Genomic DNA, 20,525 nt, shown 5'->3' on the forward strand with positions numbered 1-20,525 from the left:
GACAATTGGTGATGAATTTTAAAATATTTGCAACCCTCGGCCTGATTATTTCAGGATTTTCTTTTTATAACAGCCAAAAACTGCATTGTAAGGATCCCAATCTGGAAAAAGCAGTGCTGGAAAATTTTGATCTGAATAAAAACGGAAGTCTGGAACAGCCTGAAGCCGACCAAATCGTCAATCTGTTTCTGGCTCAGAAGAATATCACCTCAACCGATGACCTGGCTCTTTTTAAGAATGCTAAAATGATTGTTCTTGACGATAATGCAATTCCTGCCATTTCTATAAGCGGAATGGAGCATCTTGAGCTGTTTTCATGTACGGGATGCAAAGTATCATTATTCAAAGCTGAAAATCTTAAAAAACTAACCGCCTTATACCTTGACAACAATCTTCTGGAGAATATTTCGTTAAAAGAAACCCCGAAAATTGATCAATTAACTTTATCTTTAAATCAGCTAAAAACAATAGATATAACACCCCTCAGGAATCTGAGAAAACTGAACATCGAACACAACAGGATCCAGAAGCTTGATATCTCCGGAAATTCTTTACTGCAAACGCTTAACGTTGGAGGAAACGGAATGAAAGAAACGGGTATCAGGAAAGGAATTAAAACAGATGTAACCATTTTCGGAACTGAGGAATAAACAAAATACCATGAAAATAGAAACCCAACGATTGATCTTAAGGCCACTGGAAGAGACTGATGCAGAACGAATGTTTCTGCTTGATTCCAGCCCGGAAGTCATGAAATATATCGGTGTACCGGTACTTACAGAAGTGAGCGAAACCATAGACGTTATCAGATTCATCAGAAATCAATATACTGAGAACGGCACCGGACGGCTGGCTGTGATTGAAAAAAAATCCGGACTTCTGATCGGATGGAGCGGTCTTAAACTGCTGACCGAACCTATCAACGGTTACAGTAATGTTCTGGATCTCGGTTATCGTTTTCTTCCTGAAACATGGGGAAAAGGCTATGCCGTAGAAGCTGCAAAGGCATCTCTGGATCTGGGATTTAATGAGATGAATGCTGAGATTATCTACGCTCATGCCCATTCAGGAAATGAAGCTTCCAATCACATTCTGAAAAAATTAGGCTTTGAAAAAACAGGAGAATTCACAGAACCTGATGGAGTCTGTAACTGGTATGAATTAAAACGCGAAAAATATATTTAAATCATGTTAACCATAAGACAGGAAGAGGAAAAAGACTATAGGAAAGTGTTTGAACTTACGGAAGAAGCTTTCCGCACGATGGAACAAAGTGATCATCAGGAGCACTTTCTTGTTGAACGATTAAGGAAATCTGATGCCTTTATCCCGGAACTTTCCCTGGTTGCAGAAAATGAAAACGGAGTGATTGCCGGGCATATCTTATTCACCAAAATCAAAATAGAAAATAATACAGGGTCCTTTGATTCACTGGCGCTGGCACCTGTTTCGGTAAAGCCTGAATTCCAGAACCAGGGTATTGGAGGGCAGCTTATTCTTTTTGGCCACCTTATTGCCAAAGAACTGGGGCATCAATCTGTTATCCTCATCGGACATGAAGATTATTATCCTAGGTTTGGTTACGAAAAAACCAGTAATTTTGGAATTTCTTTTCCGTTTGATATTCCTGAAGAAAATGGCATGGCCATAGAACTGATAGAAGACGGATTAAAAAATGTAACAGGTGTAGTAAAATACCCTAAAGAATTTGGAATAGACTAAAAAAATAAATTAATGCAGACACAAAAAGTAATAGATCATATTGTAGGCTGGCTGAAAGATTATGCCGTAAAAGCAAAAGTAAACGGGTATGTAATAGGAGTTTCAGGTGGTGTGGATTCAGGAGTGGTATCAACGCTGGCAGCCATGACAGGTTTAAAAACCCTTCTGATTGAAATGCCGATACGCCAGAAACCTGATCAGATAGACCGTGCCTGGGAGCATATGAATGATCTGAAATCAAAATTTCCGAATGTAGAGGCCATGTCTGTTAATCTTACACCTGCTTTTGAAGAACTTTATAAAACATTCGATGTAAAAGATGATCTGTATCCGAATGAAAAGCTTGCTTTCGCCAATACAAGATCCCGTCTGAGAATGCTTACCCTGTATTATTACGGACAGCTGAACGGGCTTCTGGTATGCGGAACAGGAAATAAAGTGGAAGATTTCGGAATCGGGTTTTATACCAAATACGGGGACGGCGGTGTAGATGTCTCTCCTATTGCTGATCTTTATAAAACCGAAGTGTATACCCTTGCCAGAGCACTGAACCTGGTTAAAAATATCCAGGAAGCAATTCCTACAGACGGACTTTGGGATGTAGACAGAACAGACGAACAGCAGATTGGCGCTACCTATCCTGAACTGGAAAAAATCCAGAAAGAATACGGAACGAAAACAGCTGACGATTATGAAGGACGTGACAAGGAAGTGTTCTTAATATTCGACAGGATGCACAAAGCAGCAAGACATAAAATTGATCCTATTCCGGTGTGTGATATTCCGGAGGAATGGAGAAACAGCTAATTGTATTTACCAATATAACAATGTACCAGTTTACCAATATATTATTATATTGCCAGACTGGTACATTGTTACATTAATCATATTATGAACAGTAAAATAAGATCGGTATTATTCATGTGTCTCGGACTTCTTTTCGGAATGTCTGTGATGTACATTTATAAGAACTTTATTGAAGGCAAGAAAGAGAATAAAACTGAAACGGTAAATTATGGAAGTGCTGCAACAGAAGAGCAATATAATGCAGGAAATTCAACGGAACAGGTTTCCATTGACCAGCTTACGGAAGAAAAAACAGTCATCAGCTATGTGAAGCAAAATCACAGGCTGCCGGATTATTATATCACTAAAAATGAAGCCAGACAGCAGGGCTGGGATCCATCCAAAGGAAATCTCTGCGATGTGCTTCCCGGAAAAGCTATTGGCGGAGACAAGTTTGGTAACCGCGAAAAAAGACTGCCGGAAGGTGAAAAATATTACGAAGCTGATGTGAATTACCATTGTGGAAGCAGGAATGCAGACAGGATTATCTTTACAAAAAATGGTGATGTTTATCTCACCAAAAACCATTATAAAAGTTTTGAAAAGCAGTAAGATTTACAGCCTGGGCCTTTTGTTTTTCCTGATATTTTCATGTTCGGAAAAAAACTCCCCAGCACAGACAGATAGATCGCCCATGACTATTCTGATACAGCCTTTCAGAGACATCAGTTCAAAAGAAGTGACCATTGCCGCAGAAGGAATCAGAAAGATCTATCCTAATATCAAGGTTCTGGACCCCATTGATTTTCCTGAAAATGCTTACTATAAAGAAAGAAACCGCTACAGAGCTGACTCTACGATTAAGTTTCTGAATACCCAAACGAAGGAAGGTTTTGTAACAATTGGTTTGACTACCAAAGATATCAGTGCAACCAAAGGAAAAGTAAAAGATTACGGAATTATGGGACTCGGCTACAGACCGGGAAAAGCCTGTATCGCCTCAAAATTCAGACTGAATAAAAAGAATGCAGACGAACAGTTCTTTAAAATAGCCATTCACGAACTCGGCCACACTCAGGGACTGAAGCACTGCCCTGAAAAAACCTGCTTCATGAGAGATGCAAAAGGAGGAAATCCCACAGATGAAGAAACGGATTTCTGCCCATCCTGCAAAACTTTTTTAATCCATAAAAACTGGAAATTCAATTCAATATGAAGACAATATATATAGATTTTACAGACATCGGTGATTATGAGGATTTTTATGCTCAGCTGAAAGAAAAAATCACCCTTCCGGAATATTTTGGAGATAACCTTGATGCTCTTTCTGATGTTATTACCGGAGAACTGGAAATGCCTCTCCACATCGAATTCGTTAATATGACTGTAGATCAGCTTGAGATCTTTGAAGATCTTCTGACTACTTTGGAAGATGCCGAAGATGAGGTAGAGGATTTCAGCTTCACCTATTATCTGGAGCAGTATGAAGATGAGGATACGGAAGATGAAGAATAAATTCAGCAGTATTTAAACTGAAAAAATTATAGTGTCGGTGAGTATTTTACAACAAGGTAAAAGCTTACTGACATTTTTTTGTTTTAAAATATTGAGAAAATTTAGACTTTGGCTAAAGCCAATGGATTGTTTTTATTATTTAGGCGGAATAAATTCTACAGTCTAACATAAAGGTTTTCTTTAAAACTCTTTGGTATTTTTTTTATCTCGCGGATTTTGCAGATTGAGCAGATCTTTTTAATTAACCTAATAAAAATCGTAGATTTTTAAAGAGCTTAAGTGAACTTCTATTTACAAAGTTTTAAACCTAAAATAATTCTTAAGTACTAAATTTCTTTTCCTTTGTGGTTAAAAAAGTTTCCCACAGATCGCTCAGATTTCATGGATTTTTGTAGATATTTTTTATTTCGAAGATAAGGCAGCCCCTTTATTTAACGCATACATTGAAAAAGGCTGTCTCATTTTTGAAACAGCCTCTTCTTTATTTTATTTACTAATAACTTCCGTAATTGGATTTCCTATGTTTCCGCTTGGGAACTGGATCTTCAGTAAAGAAGAAACCGTAGGCGCAATATCCGTCATGTTATATGCTTTATTACTTTCTCCATGTTGGATTCCCCAACCCATAAAGATCAGCGGAATATGGGAATCATAAGAATTCCATACGCTGTGTGTTGTTCCTGTTTTAGAATACGGAGGCAGCATAGAATCACGGGAGATCAGCTGAACATCACCGCTTCTCTGCCTGTTGATTCCGTTGATAATTCTCTGTTTAATCGGCTCCGGGATACTTGACTCCTGAACTTCTTCTACAGAAACGGCATATAAAACACTTGGGTCTTTCTGGATTTCTTTGATCGCGAAATCTCTTACATCATCCAGCTCCAGCTTATTATCACTCAACAATTTTCTGTCGAAATAAACCTGGTAGTTATCTACAGCATTGATCAGTTTATCTACTCCGAATTTATCCTTCAGCTTTTGGTTCACATCCTTCTCCATTCCTTCCCCGAAGAAACCTGTCGGGATTTTATGTTCTTTCAGGAATCCTACTGAATGTGCTCCACCATGGTCTGCAGAAAGGAAAACGGTATATTCGCCCTTCCCTACTTTTGAATCCAGGTAATTGAAGAACTGTGCCAGATCCTGATCCAGTCTTAAATAAACATCTTCTACTTCAATAGAGTTTGGCCCGAATTTGTGCCCCGCATAATCTGTAGAAGCAAGATTCACCGTCAGGAAATCCGTGATATTGTCAGCACCCAGCTTTTCTCCTTCCACAGAAGCTTCAGCAAGCTTCAGGGTTAGTGTATTTCCAAATGGTGTATACCGGATATTATCTTTTTTAGTTTCATAATCTTTGGCAAGATTAGTGTACGGGAAAACAGGTGTTTTTGAGCTTCCCAGAAGTCCTTCCCAGGAAGAATTATCCGGTGAACTTTCTGTATACTGATTAATCGGAAGCAGTGTATTCCAACCATTTGCTACAAGTTTTGCAGGTAAATTCTGTGCGTTGAAAGACTTCAGCCATTGAGGCAGATCATTCATATACCATGTACTGGTTATAAAGTTCCCGGTACTGTCATCAAACCAGAAAGCTCCGTTCGGAGTGTGGCCTGCGGGCAGAATGGAAGCTCGGTCTTTCAGTGAAACACCGATTACTTTTCCCTGAAAGTTGGTTGCCAGCCTTAATTCATCCGTTACCGTAGTAGACCAAAGATTTTTGGGTGAATGACTTCCTATTCTTGTATTGGTTGTTCCCACCGGTTGAACGCTGTCATCTGCAGTACAATATACTCCTTTTCCGGTTTCCTTATCTGTCCAGTCATTTCCTGCAATACCGTGGATGGCCGGAACAGAACCGGTAAAAATACAGGTATGCCCTAAAGCAGTAATGGTTGGAACATAGTTGATATGAACATTATTTAATGAATATCCTGTATTCAACAGCCTTTTAAAGCCGTCTTTTCCGTATTTACTGTAATAGCGGTAAAGATAGTCCCATCGCATCTGGTCTACCACCATTCCTACTACTAATTTGGGTCTTGGTACCTGAGAATTGTTCTTCTGAGCATTGATTGTAATTACGGACAAAAAAGCTGCCGCCGCAATTGAAATTTTCCTAAACATCCGGTAAAATTTTTATTGAGCACAAATTTACAGGTTTTGAAAGTTTTGGAGTGTGAAATTTTATTTAAATTTGACCTCATCACCGAATTAAATACTTTGGAAAGGACAATTCATATAATATCCGCTGCAGCGCCAGACCAACTTCCTGGTCTTGATGAGATTTCCAATATTCCCCGGCAGAGAAAACTTAAAATAGTTTTTGAAGAATCCGTTCGCCATTTAAGAAAAAGCTATGGTGAAGATTTAGAGAAATTACTCCCCGATTTTCAGATAGCCATCCATAATACAGAACATGAAATAAATATATGTAAACTTATTACCTATGAAGAAATTGAAAAAAATCAACTATTCTTCCTGCAATGTGCCAAGGATTACAGAAGTCTCGGGACAGCATTAATCACCCGGCTTATAGAAACAAAGAGAATAACATTAAATACTGATTTCCCTTTTCTTAGCCTGAATAAATTTAAAAACATCCGGAGAAACTATTCCGGAAAAGTTGATGATTGGGATTATTTTTTTCACGGCTATCACTGTGGTTTTCAACATAAAAAAACAAAGCAGAAAATAGAAGTTCCTTATATGTTTGGAATGGAATTCGGAGACTTGGATCCTTATTTTTTTAGCATTTTTATTAAATCAACTCCCGAATATCAACCTTTACCTATAGAGATTTTTGATGACTTTGATGATGGGAAAAAGATTCTTGATGTCATGCTCAGTCTGGGGTATCTTGAGAAAATCCATTCCAATATTGAACACTATTCCGGAACTGTAGTAAAAGATCGGGATAAGGTTGATATTAAAGTTTTCAATCCTGAGACAGATCTGGTAAAATCTCAATCAAAGTTATCAGGATTATTCAGTTTTTTAAAGTTTTAATCAGATGAATAATTTCCATATCATTAACAAAAATCATCCTCAATATGATCCAATTTAAATACGTTATTTTATACGTGGAAGACGTTGAAAAATCAATGAATTTCTACAAAGACACCTTTGATACTGAAATAAAATTCATCACCCCGGAAAAAGATTACGGAGAACTGATTACCGGAACGACTAGTCTTTCCTTTGCTTCTGTTGCACTGGCCGGATCTAATATTAAGCAAGGATTTTTAACTTCCAGAGCTTCAGAAAAACCTTTCGGAATTGAACTGGGATTTGTAACCGATGATGTGGATTCTCTTGTAAAAAAGGCTATAGATAACGGTGCCATACTTTATGAAGATGTTACTGTAAAACCTTGGGGACAGACCACTGCTTACATCAAAGATCCGGATCATTATCTGGTGGAAATCTGCACAGAAATTCAATAACAAGAGTATGGAAATAAAAAGACTGGAACAACTGACTGACAATCCAACATTAGACTGGGGACATAATGGTTATACCACAGATAAAATTCTTTCCGTTTCTTCCATTGAACATGCTGGTTCTTTTGAATTTATTTTGAAAGAAAAAACAATTCCCTATACCAAAATCTGGGAAACCAGCTCCGGTGATATAGAAGAGCTTAACGAAATTATTGAAAAAGGACATTCTTTCGGAGCTTATACAGATGGAAAATTAACAGGCTGGATTATTGGCGAACACAGAATCTGGAACAACAGTTTTTACATCGAAAATATTCTGGTTAGTGAAAAGCACAGAAGATCCGGAACCGGAATCTTGCTGATTAAAAACATTGTTAAGGAAGCCCGAAACCTCAACTGCAGAATTATTGAACTGGAAACCCAGAATACCAATTATGCTGCTATCCAGTTTTACAGAAGACTGGGCTTCAGCATTACAGGACTGAATACCAGGCTGTATGAAAATACGGATGAAACTGCTGTATTTATGACCCTCGATTTATAATAAAGCCCTATTCTGAAAAATAATAAGAAGAACAGACATGAATTAAAATCCACTGTATCAAAATTTAATGATCACATTCTATTAAATCCCACACATGTGTATTAAATATTTTTTTTGTATATTAGTAATCAGCAAACTAAAAATATTAATGACCATGAAAAATCGAAAAAAATTAACAAGAAAGCAACTGGAATTCATTAAAGGAGGCGATAATCCGTATGCATTTTGTGATATAAACGGTGAATGTCCGCCTACAGCAGGAATTTATTATTGCAGTGATGGTGTTTGCTACAGCTTTAATCCGGGCAGCAATCCTGGAGGGGGCGGTGGCGGAGGTGGCTGCAGTGAGCCTCAACGCCTGTGTATGCCATGGGAAACAGGCTGTGGATGTGTATATTAATATATAAAGTATTGTTAGATAAATACAAGGGGGCGGTTTTTACCGCTCTTTTTTGTTTACCATCAATAAAAAATGCATCTTTGGAAAAGTAAAAAACTAACTTCATGAAATTTATTTCCTTTTTTATCACTATAAACAAATTATCTTTTAGCTTTAGAGAAGGGCAGAGTAATCAATACATCTATTAACAGCATGAGATATTTAGAAAAAATTCAGGGCCTTCTTCCCCTTGGTTATTTATATCTGATCGTACTGGGTCTTTTAAAGGAAAGCGTAATGTTTTACCAGCTGGATATTAATATTCTGAAATATTCATCGCTCACAGATATTCTGATAAGTCCTGTAGCCGATATGGTGACCAATCCTATTCTGATTGTGATGATCCTTCTGATGATCCTTCTTTTCTTTGGCTTTCAGGTTCTTCTGATTAAAAACAGCCACAAAAACTGGGTCCAGAAATTATTGAAAGGTTACAGGATCAATGTAGATCCGGAGAAAAAAGAGCTCAGAAAAGCTATGATCCCTGCATTTGTATTACTTGTAGCTCTGGAACTGCTTTCATTATTTGTAGGCCTGGGAATTGGTGGTGGAAACCGTATCAAAAAAAGGCTGGACACCCAGAATCTGCGCTATAATTATAAATTAACCACCGGTTCGGATGCTCCTGCCGAAATTTATATGATTGATATTAACAGCAGCTATTACTTTTACGTTAAAAAAGGAGAAAAGCAGATCAGAATAGCACCGGTTAGCACTATCAATAATCTGGAAATTATTAAGAAAAAATAATATGAAAAATAAACACTTTACCGAATATACGGATGAAGAACTGATCAGTAATGAAAAGAAAATCAAGGTTCTTACCATTATGCTCGCTTCCTCCATGATGGTTTTATTTTTCACCTTTATCGTTCTGGTGATAAAAAAAGGCTTTAATCCGATCATGATTATCCCGATAGGCTTACTTCCTTTGTTGATCGTCAATATCATGAATCTGAAAAATCTGAAAAAGGAGAAAGAAAGACGGGGACTTCATTAGTTTATTGCTTTAGCTTCCTACCAATACCATGAAAAACTCATCTCTATCAAGGCTTTATTTTGTAATTCCGGTAAATATTCTTTATTTTTAGGCTCTTCTGTAAGCTGCTCTGCTATGGAACAAATACAAATTTTATGAAACTGGATGACATTAAGCAGGAAGCTCTTCTGTTCAAAGCACGGAATATATCTGAACTTTCGGATAAAATAAAGGAACTCAAAGATAAAGAAGTATCGTTTTTGGGCTTGGTTTATTTCATTCAGCACAACCAACAGCTTTCACTCTCAGAAGCAAGAAAAAAAACTCTTGAGCTGGATCTCTGGACTGAAAATGAAAAAGCAGAAATAGAGGGTTACCATGATCTGATGATGAGGGAATTTCAGGAAGAAGATTAACCTATAATCAACTACCAAAATATGGATAGACGAATTCAGGAAATAAAAGACAAAATTGAAATACCCGCCACAGAATTTATCACCGGAGGGTTCAGACCGGAAAATACCATAGAAGAATGCTGGATAGGGCGTGTCACCGCTTATGCAGAGCACGAAGAAATTCCTTTAGACCAAAACGGGGATCAGATGATGCCCCTGCTTCAGCTATACCTTCCCGACCAGCCATTCGTTCCTGAACCTATCAGAGATACTAAACTGCTCACGGTCTTTATCACTTATGACTTTCCTGAACCTCTTGAAAAAATGGGCGTTAACTGGATAATCCGGGAATATAAAAATTCAGAGGAATTCGTTATTAAAGATCTTAAAAATCCTGAATCTTACCTGAAACCTTTCCCACTTCGTTCACAACTGGTCCCCAAAGATGCTCCGCTATGGGATGGCGGCGGCCTTGAAGATCTTCCCGATGATATACAGCAGCAAATCATTAACCTCGAAAAAGAAGGTGTTATTGGAAGTTATTTTGATATCATTGAACATTGCTACAGCACAAAATTGGGAGGTTATCCTTCTTTCTGCCAGCCAGGCATCGGAATTAAAGATGGTTTCGGAAAAGGGTTTGAATATGTTTTCCAGATTTCATCAGACGGAAAGGCGGGACTTAATGTCATTGACAGCGGAAGCCTGATGTTTGCAAAAAACAGCAAAACCGGTGAATGGAGTTTGTATTATGATTTTTATTAATCCTCTCTATTAAATCTGTTATTTTAACCTTGGGTTAAGAAAATAAGATAAAAGGCTGGAAAATGAAAGAAAAGAGGCTGGATGTTATTTTTAGTTATATAGGCACTGAAAACTGCTGTAAAATCAAATTAACACTCATATTATGGATGGCCTTCAGAACTTCCCTCTTCCATCTCCCAGCTTCAAACCTGCATCAATCAGATATTCTTATTCCGAATTAAGGTTATTTTATTTTTAAAATCTTCAGCATTTCAGTAATAAATGTCTATTCCAGATTGTTATTACTTTATGAGAACTATTTATTTACTCTTCTTCCTGGTTGCATTTAACACTACAATTCCAGCGCAGAACCGTAGTGCTGAAGGCTTTTTCGAGACCTCAGATCATATCAGGATCAACTATAAAGTTTCCGGAAAAGGGGAAACCTGTATTTATATTCCGGGAGGTCCGGGACAGGGCTACAGCTCTTTTGAGCTTCTGGGCGGAAACAGTCTTGAAAAAAATATGAAAATGGTCTATATGGATCAGCGCGGTTCCGGAAAGTCTGATCCGTCCGGGAATTATCATCTGGATGTTATGGTACAGGATATTGAGGAACTCAGAAAGCATCTGAAACTCGATAAGGTTTACCTTCTTGCCCATTCTTTCGGAGGAATTATCGCAGTTAATTATGCTAAAAAATATCCACAGCATATCAAAGGCCTGATCCTGTCCAATATTACCCTTCATTTTCTCAATGATGAATCTTTAAAAGAACAGATTGAATATGGAAACAGTCTCCTTGGACTGCAGAATACAACAGTTCCGAAAGACAGCCTTTCCTCTGAGCTTTCAAAAATAAGCAGCCAGCTGAGAAAGAAAAGAATCGGATATAAATTCCTCACCGATGATATCGAAACCATCAGACAGACGGACAAAATAGATTCTCTTCATCCCAGGATCATCGATTTTGGAATGGCTGTCATCTCAAAACCCAAAGAATTCCCGGAATATTACTCGGATTATACAATGCTTACCAAAGAGATTACTATTCCTGTACTTGTTATTACCGGAAAAGAGGATAAAGCTGTCGGAACACAGCATTATAAAACCTTTCATTTCCCGAATCAGAAGACGGTTTCCATAAAAGGAGGGCATCTTTTGTATTATGAGAAGAACAGGGAGTTTACGCAAGCCATTTGGAATTTCGTCAACCAGCAGAAATAATATCTTCCGTATGTTTTTATTTTGCGTAATATCTGAAATTCTATTTACAGAAAAAGCTTATCTTTTCCATCTGTAAATTAGTTAGGTATGAAAAAATTCACTATTCTTTTTCTGGTTATTATTCATTCATTAGTTTATGGTCAAAAAGATCAGTATCATTTTTTCTTCAAAACATGGAATTTCTTAAAATATTATCACTCAGACATTGCAGGCGGCAAAATTAATGCAGACAGCTTATTTCTGGCAACCGTTGGAAAAGTGAATTCCCAATCCGATATCAACACCATTATCCATCTTTTATCGGAAAATTTAAATCATACTTTCTCCAAAGTTCCTGTCTCTGACCATGAAAAAAATATATTGTCTGTTAATCAGGATTTTGGATGGTTTCAGAAAAGTAAAAAAATCAGTGCTGAAAACAGATTATTTCTTAACAATGCTTACAGTCGTCGGTTTATCGCTGATCCTTCACAAAAAGAAAAAACAGCTGAAGATAAAAGCACCTACTCATTTGCCAAGGACGAAAACCTTCCTCTTCCTTACCGTTTGCTGATCATGGCTAAGATACAAGGTTCCATTGACTATCTTTATCCGCATAAATATCTGATGCCTAAAAATTCTGAGGTTTATTTTACCAATCTGGTAGATCAGACTGTTCAATGTGCAACGCGAAAAGATTTTGAGATCATTATGGCCCGTGCAGCCGCTAGAATGGAAGACACTCATTCCTTCCAGTTTTATGAGCAGCTGAATTATAAAAATGAAATCTACCACCGTCTATATTATCCTCCTTTTGATTATGCAATTTTTGATGACCATATTCTTGTCACTGATCTTATTTTCCCTGAAGCCTGCTCCATGGCTAATATTCATACTGGCGATAAAATAACAGAAATTAATGGCAAAACCATCCGTCAAATCATTAAAGAAAAACAGGAACTGCTTTCCACATCCAATACAGAAACCCTTTTGTATATGCTATCTGATTATCAAAGAAATCTGATATGGCCGAATGATCATCAACAGAAAGAACTGAGGATCCAATCAAAACAAAAACATAAAACATTTATTTCAAATACTGATTTTATCAATTTCAAAAACAAGGAAGATCTCGCTAAAGCCACAGAATATATAAAAAGAAAAATCCAGACAAAAGACCATTATAAAATCAATCATAAGGATATTGCCTATTTTAAAATCAATGATGTATTCTCTCTTACAAACGACATTCCTGATGATAAGCTTGATGAGCACATGGAAAATATTTTTAAAGAAGCCTCATCCAAAAAAATCATGGTCTTTGATATGAGAGGCTATCCGGACTGGGGTGGATTTGTATTCAATTACGTTTATCAATATTTCTCCCCGATAGAGAACCATTTTGGACTATACTACAAACCCAATATCAACAACATCGGAACATATATTCCCATCAGCTATAAAGAATTTGGTCACTATTACAACGACATTAAAAATAAAACAGTTCATCCTTATCAGGGAAAAGTTTTTCTGATCGTAAATCCTGACACCCTGAGCATGAGTGAATGGAACACGATGAATCTGCAAAATATCTTTCCTCAGGCCATTACCATTGGCCAGAAAACCGCCGGAGCCGATGGAGACATTGTAACAGTACCGCTCTATGCAGGATACAATCTCGTATTTACAGGAAACGGTATATTTTATTATGACCATACCCAGACTCAGAAAGTAGGAATAAAAATCAATGAATTGATTCGGTATACTGATGATGATGTTATTCAGAAACGGGATCTGGAACTGGAAAGAATTTTAAAAGCATTGAAATAATAGTTTTTATAGTTGGGATTCGGCGCGGCCTGCGGCCGCGCCGAATCCCAACTATTTGGTAAACCAGATCTACACCATTGAAAAAAATCTAAATTAAAGACAAAATGGAATAACAGGGAATGATCAATTGACCTAGGAAGCAGGAGCGTCAAAAAAATTGAGATTGAATCCGTTAAAAAATTTCCACTGTCTGAGCATAGCTGAGATTTGGCCCTGAAGAAAAACCGTTTGATCCATGCGAGTTTGGAAATTTTAGGAGTCAATTTCAATTTCTAGCAGATGATTCCAGTCTTGAATTTTGTATACTTTTTCTTGAAAAAAAGTATACAAAAAAATAGTTCTCGATTCTCTACTAACTCTATTTTTTTCTTTCAAGCCTAAGCTTTACACTTGATTCTTTTTTCTGACTCTTAGTTTTCAAAACAAAACAGACTGTCTCTCATCGAAACAGTCTGTTTTTATATTTAAACCTCAGCATAAAGCTGGTTTGTAAATTAAAATTTCAAATCTCCATTCACCTCTCTCACCGCATTAGCAGCCTCAGCGAATTTCAATTGCTCTTCAGCAGTAAGGGTTACGTTAACGATTTTTTCAACTCCGTTAGCTCCAATGATAGCAGGAACTCCTAAGCAGATATCGTTTTGTCCGTACTCTCCTTCAAGCATTAAAGAACAAGGGATCATTTTCTTCTGATCGCAAGCGATAGCCTGAACCATTACAGAAACAGCTGCACCTGGCGCGTACCAAGCTGAAGTTCCTAATAATTTAGTAAGGGTAGCTCCTCCTACTTTAGTTTCTTCAATTACATATTTCTGCTGCTCATCATCTAGGAATTCAGTTACAGGAACTCCGTTTCTTGTTGCTTTGCTTAATAATGGAAGCATTCCTGTATCACTGTGTGCCGCAATTACCATACCGTCAACATCAGAGATTGGAGCTTCTAAAGCTTCAGCTAATCTGTACTTGAATCTTGCAGAATCTAATGCACCACCCATTCCGATGATTTTGTGCTTAGGAAGACCTGAAGTTTTGTGTACCAAATAAGCCATAGTATCCATTGGATTAGAAACTACGATGATGATTACTTCGGGAGAATGTTTTACTAAGTTTTCAGTAACTTCTTTCACAATACCAGCGTTGATACCGATAAGCTCTTCTCTTGTCATTCCCGGTTTTCTTGGAATACCTGAAGTAATTACGGCTACATGCGAACCTGCAGTTTTGCTGTAATCTCCTGTTGTTCCGGTAATTTTCGTATCGAATCCGTTAAGCGATGCAGTCTGCATCAAATCCATTGCCTTACCTTCAGCAAATCCTTCTTTAATGTCTACTAAAACTACTTCTGAACAGAAGTTCTTCATTGCGATGTATTCCGCACAGCTTGCTCCTACAGCGCCTGCACCTACTACAGTTACTTTCATATTGTATACTTTTTTTAAATTATTTTTTTAGTTAAGTTTAAAAATTGAAACTCCCAAATTTAACAATTCCTGAAAAAATGGGCAATTTTTCAGGAATTTAATTAGGCTTCAATATCATTAATTCACGTTTAGTAAAAACGTATAGAGTTTTTTGGCTCCAGAAAGCACTTCATTATAGTTTTCTTCAGCAACTTCCGTGTCAAGAACCTCTTTGAAATTTTTCCACATCGGTCCGGTATTTTCCTGATAACATCCGAAGAAATTGAAAGTAACCTCATCAAAACCTTCCGTTTTGGAAAGCTGTTTAGCAATTACATTGCCTCCCAGCGTAGAACCTTCAATAACATACATTGCTCCTAATGCTTCGTGTTCATTATCAAAATGGAGATCGTGGAACGCTGTTTTATTTTCCAGAGAAAGACTTTCAAGATCCTTTTCAATAAGAGGGAGCTTCTTTCTATTGCTTAACTGAAGCTTGTCAGCATACTTATCAGAAAGGCTGCTGAATATTTTATCTTCACTGTGAAGAAGCATCAGGTAATTGGAGCTGATGATCTTTTTATAATCTTCCAGTGTAAAGGTTTTATTAAAAATTTTTTCAGAATTGAAAAGTTTCTCCGCAGCATCGTGGTATTCCGCTGTATTTTGTTTAAGATATTCTGATACCATCCATAAAGTTTTTAGGGTTTCTCAAATTTAAGGTTTTTTGAACGTTAAAATGAAAGAAGTACCCTCTTTATTGCTTTTATAATCTATATTTCCTCCGATACGGTTCATAATACGGTGTACAATGGAAAGTCCTACCCCGTTTCCTTTGAACTTTTTGGCGTTATCCATTCTGTTGAAAATCTTGAACATTTTATGCTTTTCCTCTTCAGGAATTCCGATACCGTTATCAGAAATCCGGTATACCACAGTTTGCTCATCTTCCGTTCCTGCGATTTCCACTTTAGGATGATCTTTGTGGGAAGAATATTTTACAGCATTATTGATGATATTAAGGAACACCTGATGAAGCATGGTTTTATCAGCAAGCACATCGGGACATTCCCCGATAATGATCTCACTGTTCGGGCTGTCAAAAGTGATCTTAGCATTTTCAGAGATCTTTTCTATCGTACGGGCAGGCTGAAGTTTTTCCAGCTGGATTTCACTGTGCTTGGCACGGCTCAGCTGAAGGACATCATGCATCATCTCCGCCATATTGTCGATTTCCTCAATAATGGAGTTCAGTTTACTTTTATTCTTCTCTGTTTTCTCAAAATTGGAAAGCAGCATTTGGGCATTTAGTTTCATCACCGTCAAAGGGGTTCCCAGGTCATGAGAAATGGTATAAGAAAAGCTGTCCAGCTCTTCGTTTACTTTTCTAAGCTGATTATTCAGTTCCTTGATAGCGTTGTATTGCTTATGGGAGGTTTCAAGAATCACATCACGTACGGCCTTTACCGCGATAACATCCCTGGAATTCCATCTTTTCGAATTTCCTTTAATGTTTTCCGTAAAAATATGGAAAGAAGTTCTTGGAGAAACCATCTGCCGTTCTTCTCCGTTCTGTGTAAACACACTGACATTTTTCTCAGGATTTCCTGCCCAGTTGATATGTTCATCAAACTCTTTCCGAAACCATATCAGCATCTCTCTTTTACTCCTTTCAATAAAATAAATAATAATTCCGGCAGCATTTCCATCCAGCTCCAGGTCATTCCCGTGGTCTTTCAGAAAGCTTCTGCTGACATACATGCTTCCTTCTGTGTTCTCCAACGCCCAGTCAACAATATTTTCAATCGTACTACGGCCGGGAACTGTTCCAGAAGTTACCGTTTCTCCTTCTGAAGTAATAGCAAGTCCATCAGCTTCAGGAAGATTTCTGATCTCTGTTTTATTGTCAATCAGAGAGTCAAACAAATGATTATGCTTTAAAAACTCTGCTTTCAGCTGCGATGACTTCTCATTCAGCTCAAGGCGATAGTTCAGTTCATTTTTAGATTTAAATGATGAATAGGCATTAGATGCCAGTGCCGTGAAAATTCCTGCCTGCACACGGTCTTCAAGATCAATATGTTTAGGCTCCGAATTCTGACAGGTTACAAGCCCCCAAAGATGGTCATCAATAATAATGGAAACACTGAAACTAGAGGAGGCACCGGAGTTTTTAATATACTGTCCGTGAATTGGCGACATCCCTCTTGAAGCAGCATAGGTCAGATCAATATGTTCCTGGGTTCTGCTCAACAAAGGGACCGTTTCTGCATATACATTGCTGAAAATCCTCTTCCGTTTCTTTAAATAGAGTTCTCTTGCCTGTTTCGGAATATCAGATTCCGGATAATGGAGACCAAGATAACTCTCCATATTTCCGGTTTCCCTTTCCGCAATGACCTTTCCTGAACCATCCATCATGAATTTATACACCATCATACGGTCATAGTTCACAATCTTAGAAAGAGTGCTCAGCAGCTGATCCCAAAGTTCCTGTTCATTGTCAATCACATAGAAATTATCGTACTTGTTTGAAATGCGTTTATTCGGGTTATCCAATACTGCTTCAAATTCAAAAAAAATGTTTTCCCCGTTTCTGAAAACAGAACAATGATATTCCTTTCCGTTGATGAATACTTTGTCAAAATGAGTTTCATTCTCTCGTCTTGTAAAGTCCTGCAATGAAACATAAATATCCGATTCTATAACAGGTCCGAAGATTTCCGGAAGGTCAATAAGTTGCCTGTCAAAAAGCTCTTCTGCGTTTTCGATCCTGAATATATCCGCAATATTGTTACTGAAAAAAGTGATGGAATGAGATCCTGCGTCAATGCCAATCAGATATCCAAAACTTTGTATATACCCAGGGATATGGATGGGTTCCTCATGACACTCTACAAAATTCATATATATTTTTGATCTATCAAATATAACGTTTTTTTTAAAGACATATTATTTTTGTGGTATCAAATCTCAACATGAGCACAAATACACCAACTCCCATAAACACAACCCATTCAGTGCATTGAATTGCCACTCAGATACCTTTTGATTTTACCATTTATAAAAGGAATTAATTAAAAAATACGGAAAATTTCTCGGAATTCCAAGAACTATGATTCATCACATGAATTTTACATTAATAAGTGAAATAATTAAGTTAATTAAACAAAATTTATTAAATTTATATCACCAAATAACCATTACACTTAAAAATAATTGAATTTTTTATCATATTCTCAATAAAAACTTCATTTAACTTCAAATAATATTACTATGAAAAAGTTCCCTTTCATTATTCTTACCCTGATTCTTTTATCAGGAACCTGGAGCGGATACGAAGCCTGCACCAGAGTTGTCTATAAAGGACCCGATAACACAGTCATTACCGCCCGTTCCATGGACTGGCGCGATGAGATTCCCGGCAATCTGTGGGTATTCCCAAAAGGAATCCAACGCAGCGGTGAAGTCGGGCCTCTATCCTTGCAATGGACCTCGAAATATGGAAGCGTTATCAGTTCTTCCTGGGACATCACCTCATCAGACGGTATGAATGAAAAAGGCCTTGTGGCTAATCTGCTCTGGCTTGGAGAATCCCAGTACCCGACCTTTGACCCCAAAGGAAAACAGAAAGGTCTGGCGATTTCCCTCTGGGCCCAATACTTCCTTGATAATTTTGCAACAGTAAAAGAAGCGGTAACCCATATGAATACCAATCCTTTCATCATTGTTAGTGATTATATTCCCGGAACCGAAAGATTTGCAACCGTACACCTTTCTCTGTCTGATGCTTCCGGAGATAATGCTGTCTTCGAATATATCAAAGGAAAACTGGTCGTACATCACGATCCGAAATATACCGTGATGACCAACTCTCCTGTATTTGAGGAACAATTGGCTTTAAACAACTACTGGCAGGGAATTCCGGGAACAGTTATGCTTCCGGGAACCAACCGGGCCGCAGACCGTTTTGTAAGAGCTTCTTATTACATCAATGCAATTCCGAAAACAAGTGATCCAAGGACAGCCGTAGCCAGCGTGTTCAGTGTCATCAGAAACTGTTCTGTTCCTTATGGCATCACTTCAGAAACAGAGCCTAATATTTCATCCACAAGATGGCGTTCCGTTTCCGATCAGAAAAACCTGGTCTATTATTTCGAAACGGTATTTACCCCTAACACATTCTGGGTAAACCTCAAAGATTTCGATCTAAGCTCAAAAGGCAAAGTGATGAAACTTGACTTGGGTAATTTCCAGACCTACAACGGTAAAGCCAATAAAGATTTTAAGGAATCCAAGCCTTTCAAATTCTTAGGACTTCAATAATTATATTCATTAAACACAAATACTATGACCTTTTTTTCAACACAAAAAAGAAGCCTGGTGTTTTGTGCTCTATTGGCCGGTTTATCAGCCTGCGCACAAATCCCGGACTCTCTGCAGACTGCCCAGCAGGAAGATAATGTAAAGTATCCGCAGCTGCAGATCAAAGGACTTTTCCAGGCCCGTTACCTGGTAGGAATGACCAAAGATGTCGATGTAAACGGGCTGCACCATGCCGACGGATCGGGAACCAGCAACAATTTTATGCTGAAGTATATGAGGGTTCAGGTACGTGCTCAGATCAGCAAACGGACAGAAGTCGTAGCACTTGCCAATCTTGCAGATTTTAAAAACGATCCCAAAAGCAGAGTGCTTGAAAATGCCTACCTGAAATACACTTTCAGTCCCAAATTAGCATTTACTGTAGGACAGTTCAGACCGTGGTTCGGTATTGAAGAGACCTACCCTATTGACATCATCAAGTCTTTAGACTGGTCCAATCAATACAGCGAATTCGGAAAACTGGGATGGACAAGTTTCCAGATCGGGCTTTCTGCCACCGGGCAGCTGAAACTTGGTGAAATACCCTTCCAATATGCTGTGTCTGTCGTGAACGGAAACGGAAAAAACCAGATCAATGATAATGACAACGGCAAACAGTATTCTACAAGACTGGTTTTCGGGCTTTCAAAAAAATACAACTTCAATGTCGGACTAAACGGTGGTATCGGGGAAGTTTTCAGTCAGAAAGTATATGCTTTAGGCGTTGATCTAAGCTCCATGATTCAATTTGATCCAAGATGGAGCCTTGATATGCAGCTTGAAGCCAAACAGGCTACCAATCATGTTCTGTACAACACGCTGGATCCTGAAACCAGACCCTCCAACCCGGACCAATACCTGATCCGCGGCGCTTATTTTCTTCCCAATCTTAGGTATGAGATCAATCATAAAAACCTCAGCGCTTTTGAACTTTCCTGCCGGTATGAATACCTTGATACCAATTTCAGGATGAATTCAAACCCGAGACAGACGATTACCCCGATGGCCGGACTGGAATTCCTGAAAAACTATGGAGCAAGAATCCAACTGGGGGTACAGTTTGACCGTTACAAACATCAGGTGGACAACACTTCGCAATACAACAACAATCTATTCATTGTTCAGGTACAGAGTAGATTTTAACCACTTAAATA

Annotated in this window: 23 protein-coding genes; 19 read left to right on the plus strand and 4 right to left on the minus strand. The window is 37.9% G+C overall.

Annotated elements, in window-relative coordinates:
* Positions 1 to 11: 11 nt before the first annotated feature.
* The 7 genes from FW768_RS09260 (at position 12) to FW768_RS09290 (ending at position 4,023) form a co-directional block, all read left to right on the plus strand.
* Positions 12 to 650: a leucine-rich repeat domain-containing protein gene (locus FW768_RS09260; protein ID WP_153394747.1), complete on the plus strand. Its 639-nt coding sequence runs from the start codon at positions 12 to 14 to the stop codon at positions 648 to 650.
* Positions 651 to 660: 10 nt separating this feature from the next.
* On the plus strand, positions 661 to 1,185 hold the full coding sequence (locus tag FW768_RS09265; protein ID WP_153394749.1) for a GNAT family N-acetyltransferase: 525 nt from the start codon (positions 661 to 663) through the stop codon (positions 1,183 to 1,185).
* Positions 1,186 to 1,722: a GNAT family N-acetyltransferase gene (locus FW768_RS09270; protein ID WP_185152046.1), complete on the plus strand. Its 537-nt coding sequence runs from the start codon at positions 1,186 to 1,188 to the stop codon at positions 1,720 to 1,722. It abuts the gene before it with no gap.
* Positions 1,723 to 1,734: 12 nt separating this feature from the next.
* Positions 1,735 to 2,529: an NAD(+) synthase gene (gene nadE / locus FW768_RS09275; RefSeq protein ID WP_153394753.1), complete on the plus strand. Its 795-nt coding sequence runs from the start codon at positions 1,735 to 1,737 to the stop codon at positions 2,527 to 2,529.
* A gap of 84 nt (positions 2,530 to 2,613) precedes the next feature.
* Positions 2,614 to 3,120, plus strand: coding sequence for a ribonuclease domain-containing protein (locus FW768_RS09280; RefSeq protein ID WP_231128663.1), 507 nt, complete (start codon positions 2,614 to 2,616; stop codon positions 3,118 to 3,120).
* A gap of 82 nt (positions 3,121 to 3,202) precedes the next feature.
* Positions 3,203 to 3,724, plus strand: coding sequence for a matrixin family metalloprotease (locus tag FW768_RS09285; protein WP_153394755.1), 522 nt, complete (start codon positions 3,203 to 3,205; stop codon positions 3,722 to 3,724).
* Positions 3,721 to 4,023, plus strand: coding sequence for a barstar family protein (locus FW768_RS09290; protein WP_153394768.1), 303 nt, complete (start codon positions 3,721 to 3,723; stop codon positions 4,021 to 4,023). Before FW768_RS09285 ends, FW768_RS09290 begins: the two co-directional genes overlap by 4 nt.
* A gap of 486 nt (positions 4,024 to 4,509) precedes the next feature.
* On the opposite strand, the gene pafA is transcribed toward FW768_RS09290, so the two are convergent.
* Positions 4,510 to 6,153, minus strand: coding sequence for an alkaline phosphatase PafA (gene pafA, locus FW768_RS09295; RefSeq protein ID WP_153394769.1), 1,644 nt, complete (start codon positions 6,151 to 6,153; stop codon positions 4,510 to 4,512).
* Positions 6,154 to 6,249: 96 nt separating this feature from the next.
* Here pafA and FW768_RS09300 point away from each other — a divergent pair, with 96 nt between their 5' ends.
* The 10 genes from FW768_RS09300 to FW768_RS09345 all read left to right on the plus strand — a co-directional run bounded on the left by FW768_RS09300 (position 6,250) and on the right by FW768_RS09345 (position 13,606).
* On the plus strand, positions 6,250 to 7,035 hold the full coding sequence (locus tag FW768_RS09300) for a DUF6896 domain-containing protein (RefSeq protein ID WP_185151958.1): 786 nt from the start codon (positions 6,250 to 6,252) through the stop codon (positions 7,033 to 7,035).
* A gap of 44 nt (positions 7,036 to 7,079) precedes the next feature.
* Entirely contained in the window at positions 7,080 to 7,472 is a 393-nt protein-coding gene (locus FW768_RS09305) for a VOC family protein (protein ID WP_153394770.1), read from the plus strand.
* A gap of 7 nt (positions 7,473 to 7,479) precedes the next feature.
* Positions 7,480 to 8,013, plus strand: a complete 534-nt coding sequence (locus FW768_RS09310) for a GNAT family N-acetyltransferase (protein WP_153394771.1) — start codon at positions 7,480 to 7,482, stop codon at positions 8,011 to 8,013.
* Between the two features lie 154 nt (positions 8,014 to 8,167).
* The gene (locus tag FW768_RS09315) at positions 8,168 to 8,413 is read left to right on the plus strand and encodes a hypothetical protein (RefSeq protein ID WP_153394773.1); all 246 of its coding nucleotides are present in this window, start codon (positions 8,168 to 8,170) and stop codon (positions 8,411 to 8,413) included.
* Positions 8,414 to 8,605: 192 nt separating this feature from the next.
* Positions 8,606 to 9,202 (plus strand): hypothetical protein, encoded by a 597-nt coding sequence (locus tag FW768_RS09320; protein ID WP_153394775.1) that lies wholly within the window; start codon positions 8,606 to 8,608, stop codon positions 9,200 to 9,202.
* A gap of 1 nt (position 9,203) precedes the next feature.
* Complete coding sequence (locus FW768_RS09325; protein WP_153394777.1) at positions 9,204 to 9,452, plus strand: redox-active disulfide protein 2; 249 nt, start codon at positions 9,204 to 9,206, stop codon at positions 9,450 to 9,452.
* Between the two features lie 134 nt (positions 9,453 to 9,586).
* Complete coding sequence (locus FW768_RS09330) at positions 9,587 to 9,847, plus strand: hypothetical protein (RefSeq protein ID WP_153394779.1); 261 nt, start codon at positions 9,587 to 9,589, stop codon at positions 9,845 to 9,847.
* Positions 9,848 to 9,868: 21 nt separating this feature from the next.
* The gene (locus tag FW768_RS09335; protein ID WP_153394781.1) at positions 9,869 to 10,591 is read left to right on the plus strand and encodes a YwqG family protein; all 723 of its coding nucleotides are present in this window, start codon (positions 9,869 to 9,871) and stop codon (positions 10,589 to 10,591) included.
* Positions 10,592 to 10,879: 288 nt separating this feature from the next.
* Positions 10,880 to 11,797: an alpha/beta fold hydrolase gene (locus tag FW768_RS09340; RefSeq protein ID WP_185151959.1), complete on the plus strand. Its 918-nt coding sequence runs from the start codon at positions 10,880 to 10,882 to the stop codon at positions 11,795 to 11,797.
* Between the two features lie 87 nt (positions 11,798 to 11,884).
* On the plus strand, positions 11,885 to 13,606 hold the full coding sequence (locus FW768_RS09345) for a S41 family peptidase (RefSeq protein ID WP_153394784.1): 1,722 nt from the start codon (positions 11,885 to 11,887) through the stop codon (positions 13,604 to 13,606).
* A 494-nt stretch (positions 13,607 to 14,100) separates the two neighbouring features.
* On the opposite strand, the gene FW768_RS09350 is transcribed toward FW768_RS09345, so the two are convergent.
* From FW768_RS09350 to FW768_RS09360, 3 genes are all read right to left on the minus strand, one after another.
* Positions 14,101 to 15,027, minus strand: coding sequence for a malate dehydrogenase (locus tag FW768_RS09350; RefSeq protein ID WP_153394786.1), 927 nt, complete (start codon positions 15,025 to 15,027; stop codon positions 14,101 to 14,103).
* Between the two features lie 117 nt (positions 15,028 to 15,144).
* The gene (locus tag FW768_RS09355) at positions 15,145 to 15,696 is read right to left on the minus strand and encodes a biliverdin-producing heme oxygenase (RefSeq protein ID WP_153394788.1); all 552 of its coding nucleotides are present in this window, start codon (positions 15,694 to 15,696) and stop codon (positions 15,145 to 15,147) included.
* A 27-nt stretch (positions 15,697 to 15,723) separates the two neighbouring features.
* Complete coding sequence (locus FW768_RS09360) at positions 15,724 to 17,913, minus strand: ATP-binding protein (RefSeq protein WP_153394790.1); 2,190 nt, start codon at positions 17,911 to 17,913, stop codon at positions 15,724 to 15,726.
* A 369-nt stretch (positions 17,914 to 18,282) separates the two neighbouring features.
* On the opposite strand from FW768_RS09360, the gene FW768_RS09365 reads away from it, so the two are divergent.
* Together FW768_RS09365 and FW768_RS09370 are read left to right on the plus strand one after the other, a co-directional pair.
* Complete coding sequence (locus FW768_RS09365) at positions 18,283 to 19,332, plus strand: linear amide C-N hydrolase (protein ID WP_153394791.1); 1,050 nt, start codon at positions 18,283 to 18,285, stop codon at positions 19,330 to 19,332.
* A gap of 24 nt (positions 19,333 to 19,356) precedes the next feature.
* Positions 19,357 to 20,514, plus strand: coding sequence for a porin (locus FW768_RS09370; RefSeq protein WP_153394793.1), 1,158 nt, complete (start codon positions 19,357 to 19,359; stop codon positions 20,512 to 20,514).
* Positions 20,515 to 20,525 lie beyond the last annotated feature (11 nt).

The organism is Chryseobacterium vaccae (assembly GCF_009602705.1).
Classification (GTDB): Bacteria; Bacteroidota; Bacteroidia; order Flavobacteriales; family Weeksellaceae; genus Chryseobacterium; species Chryseobacterium vaccae.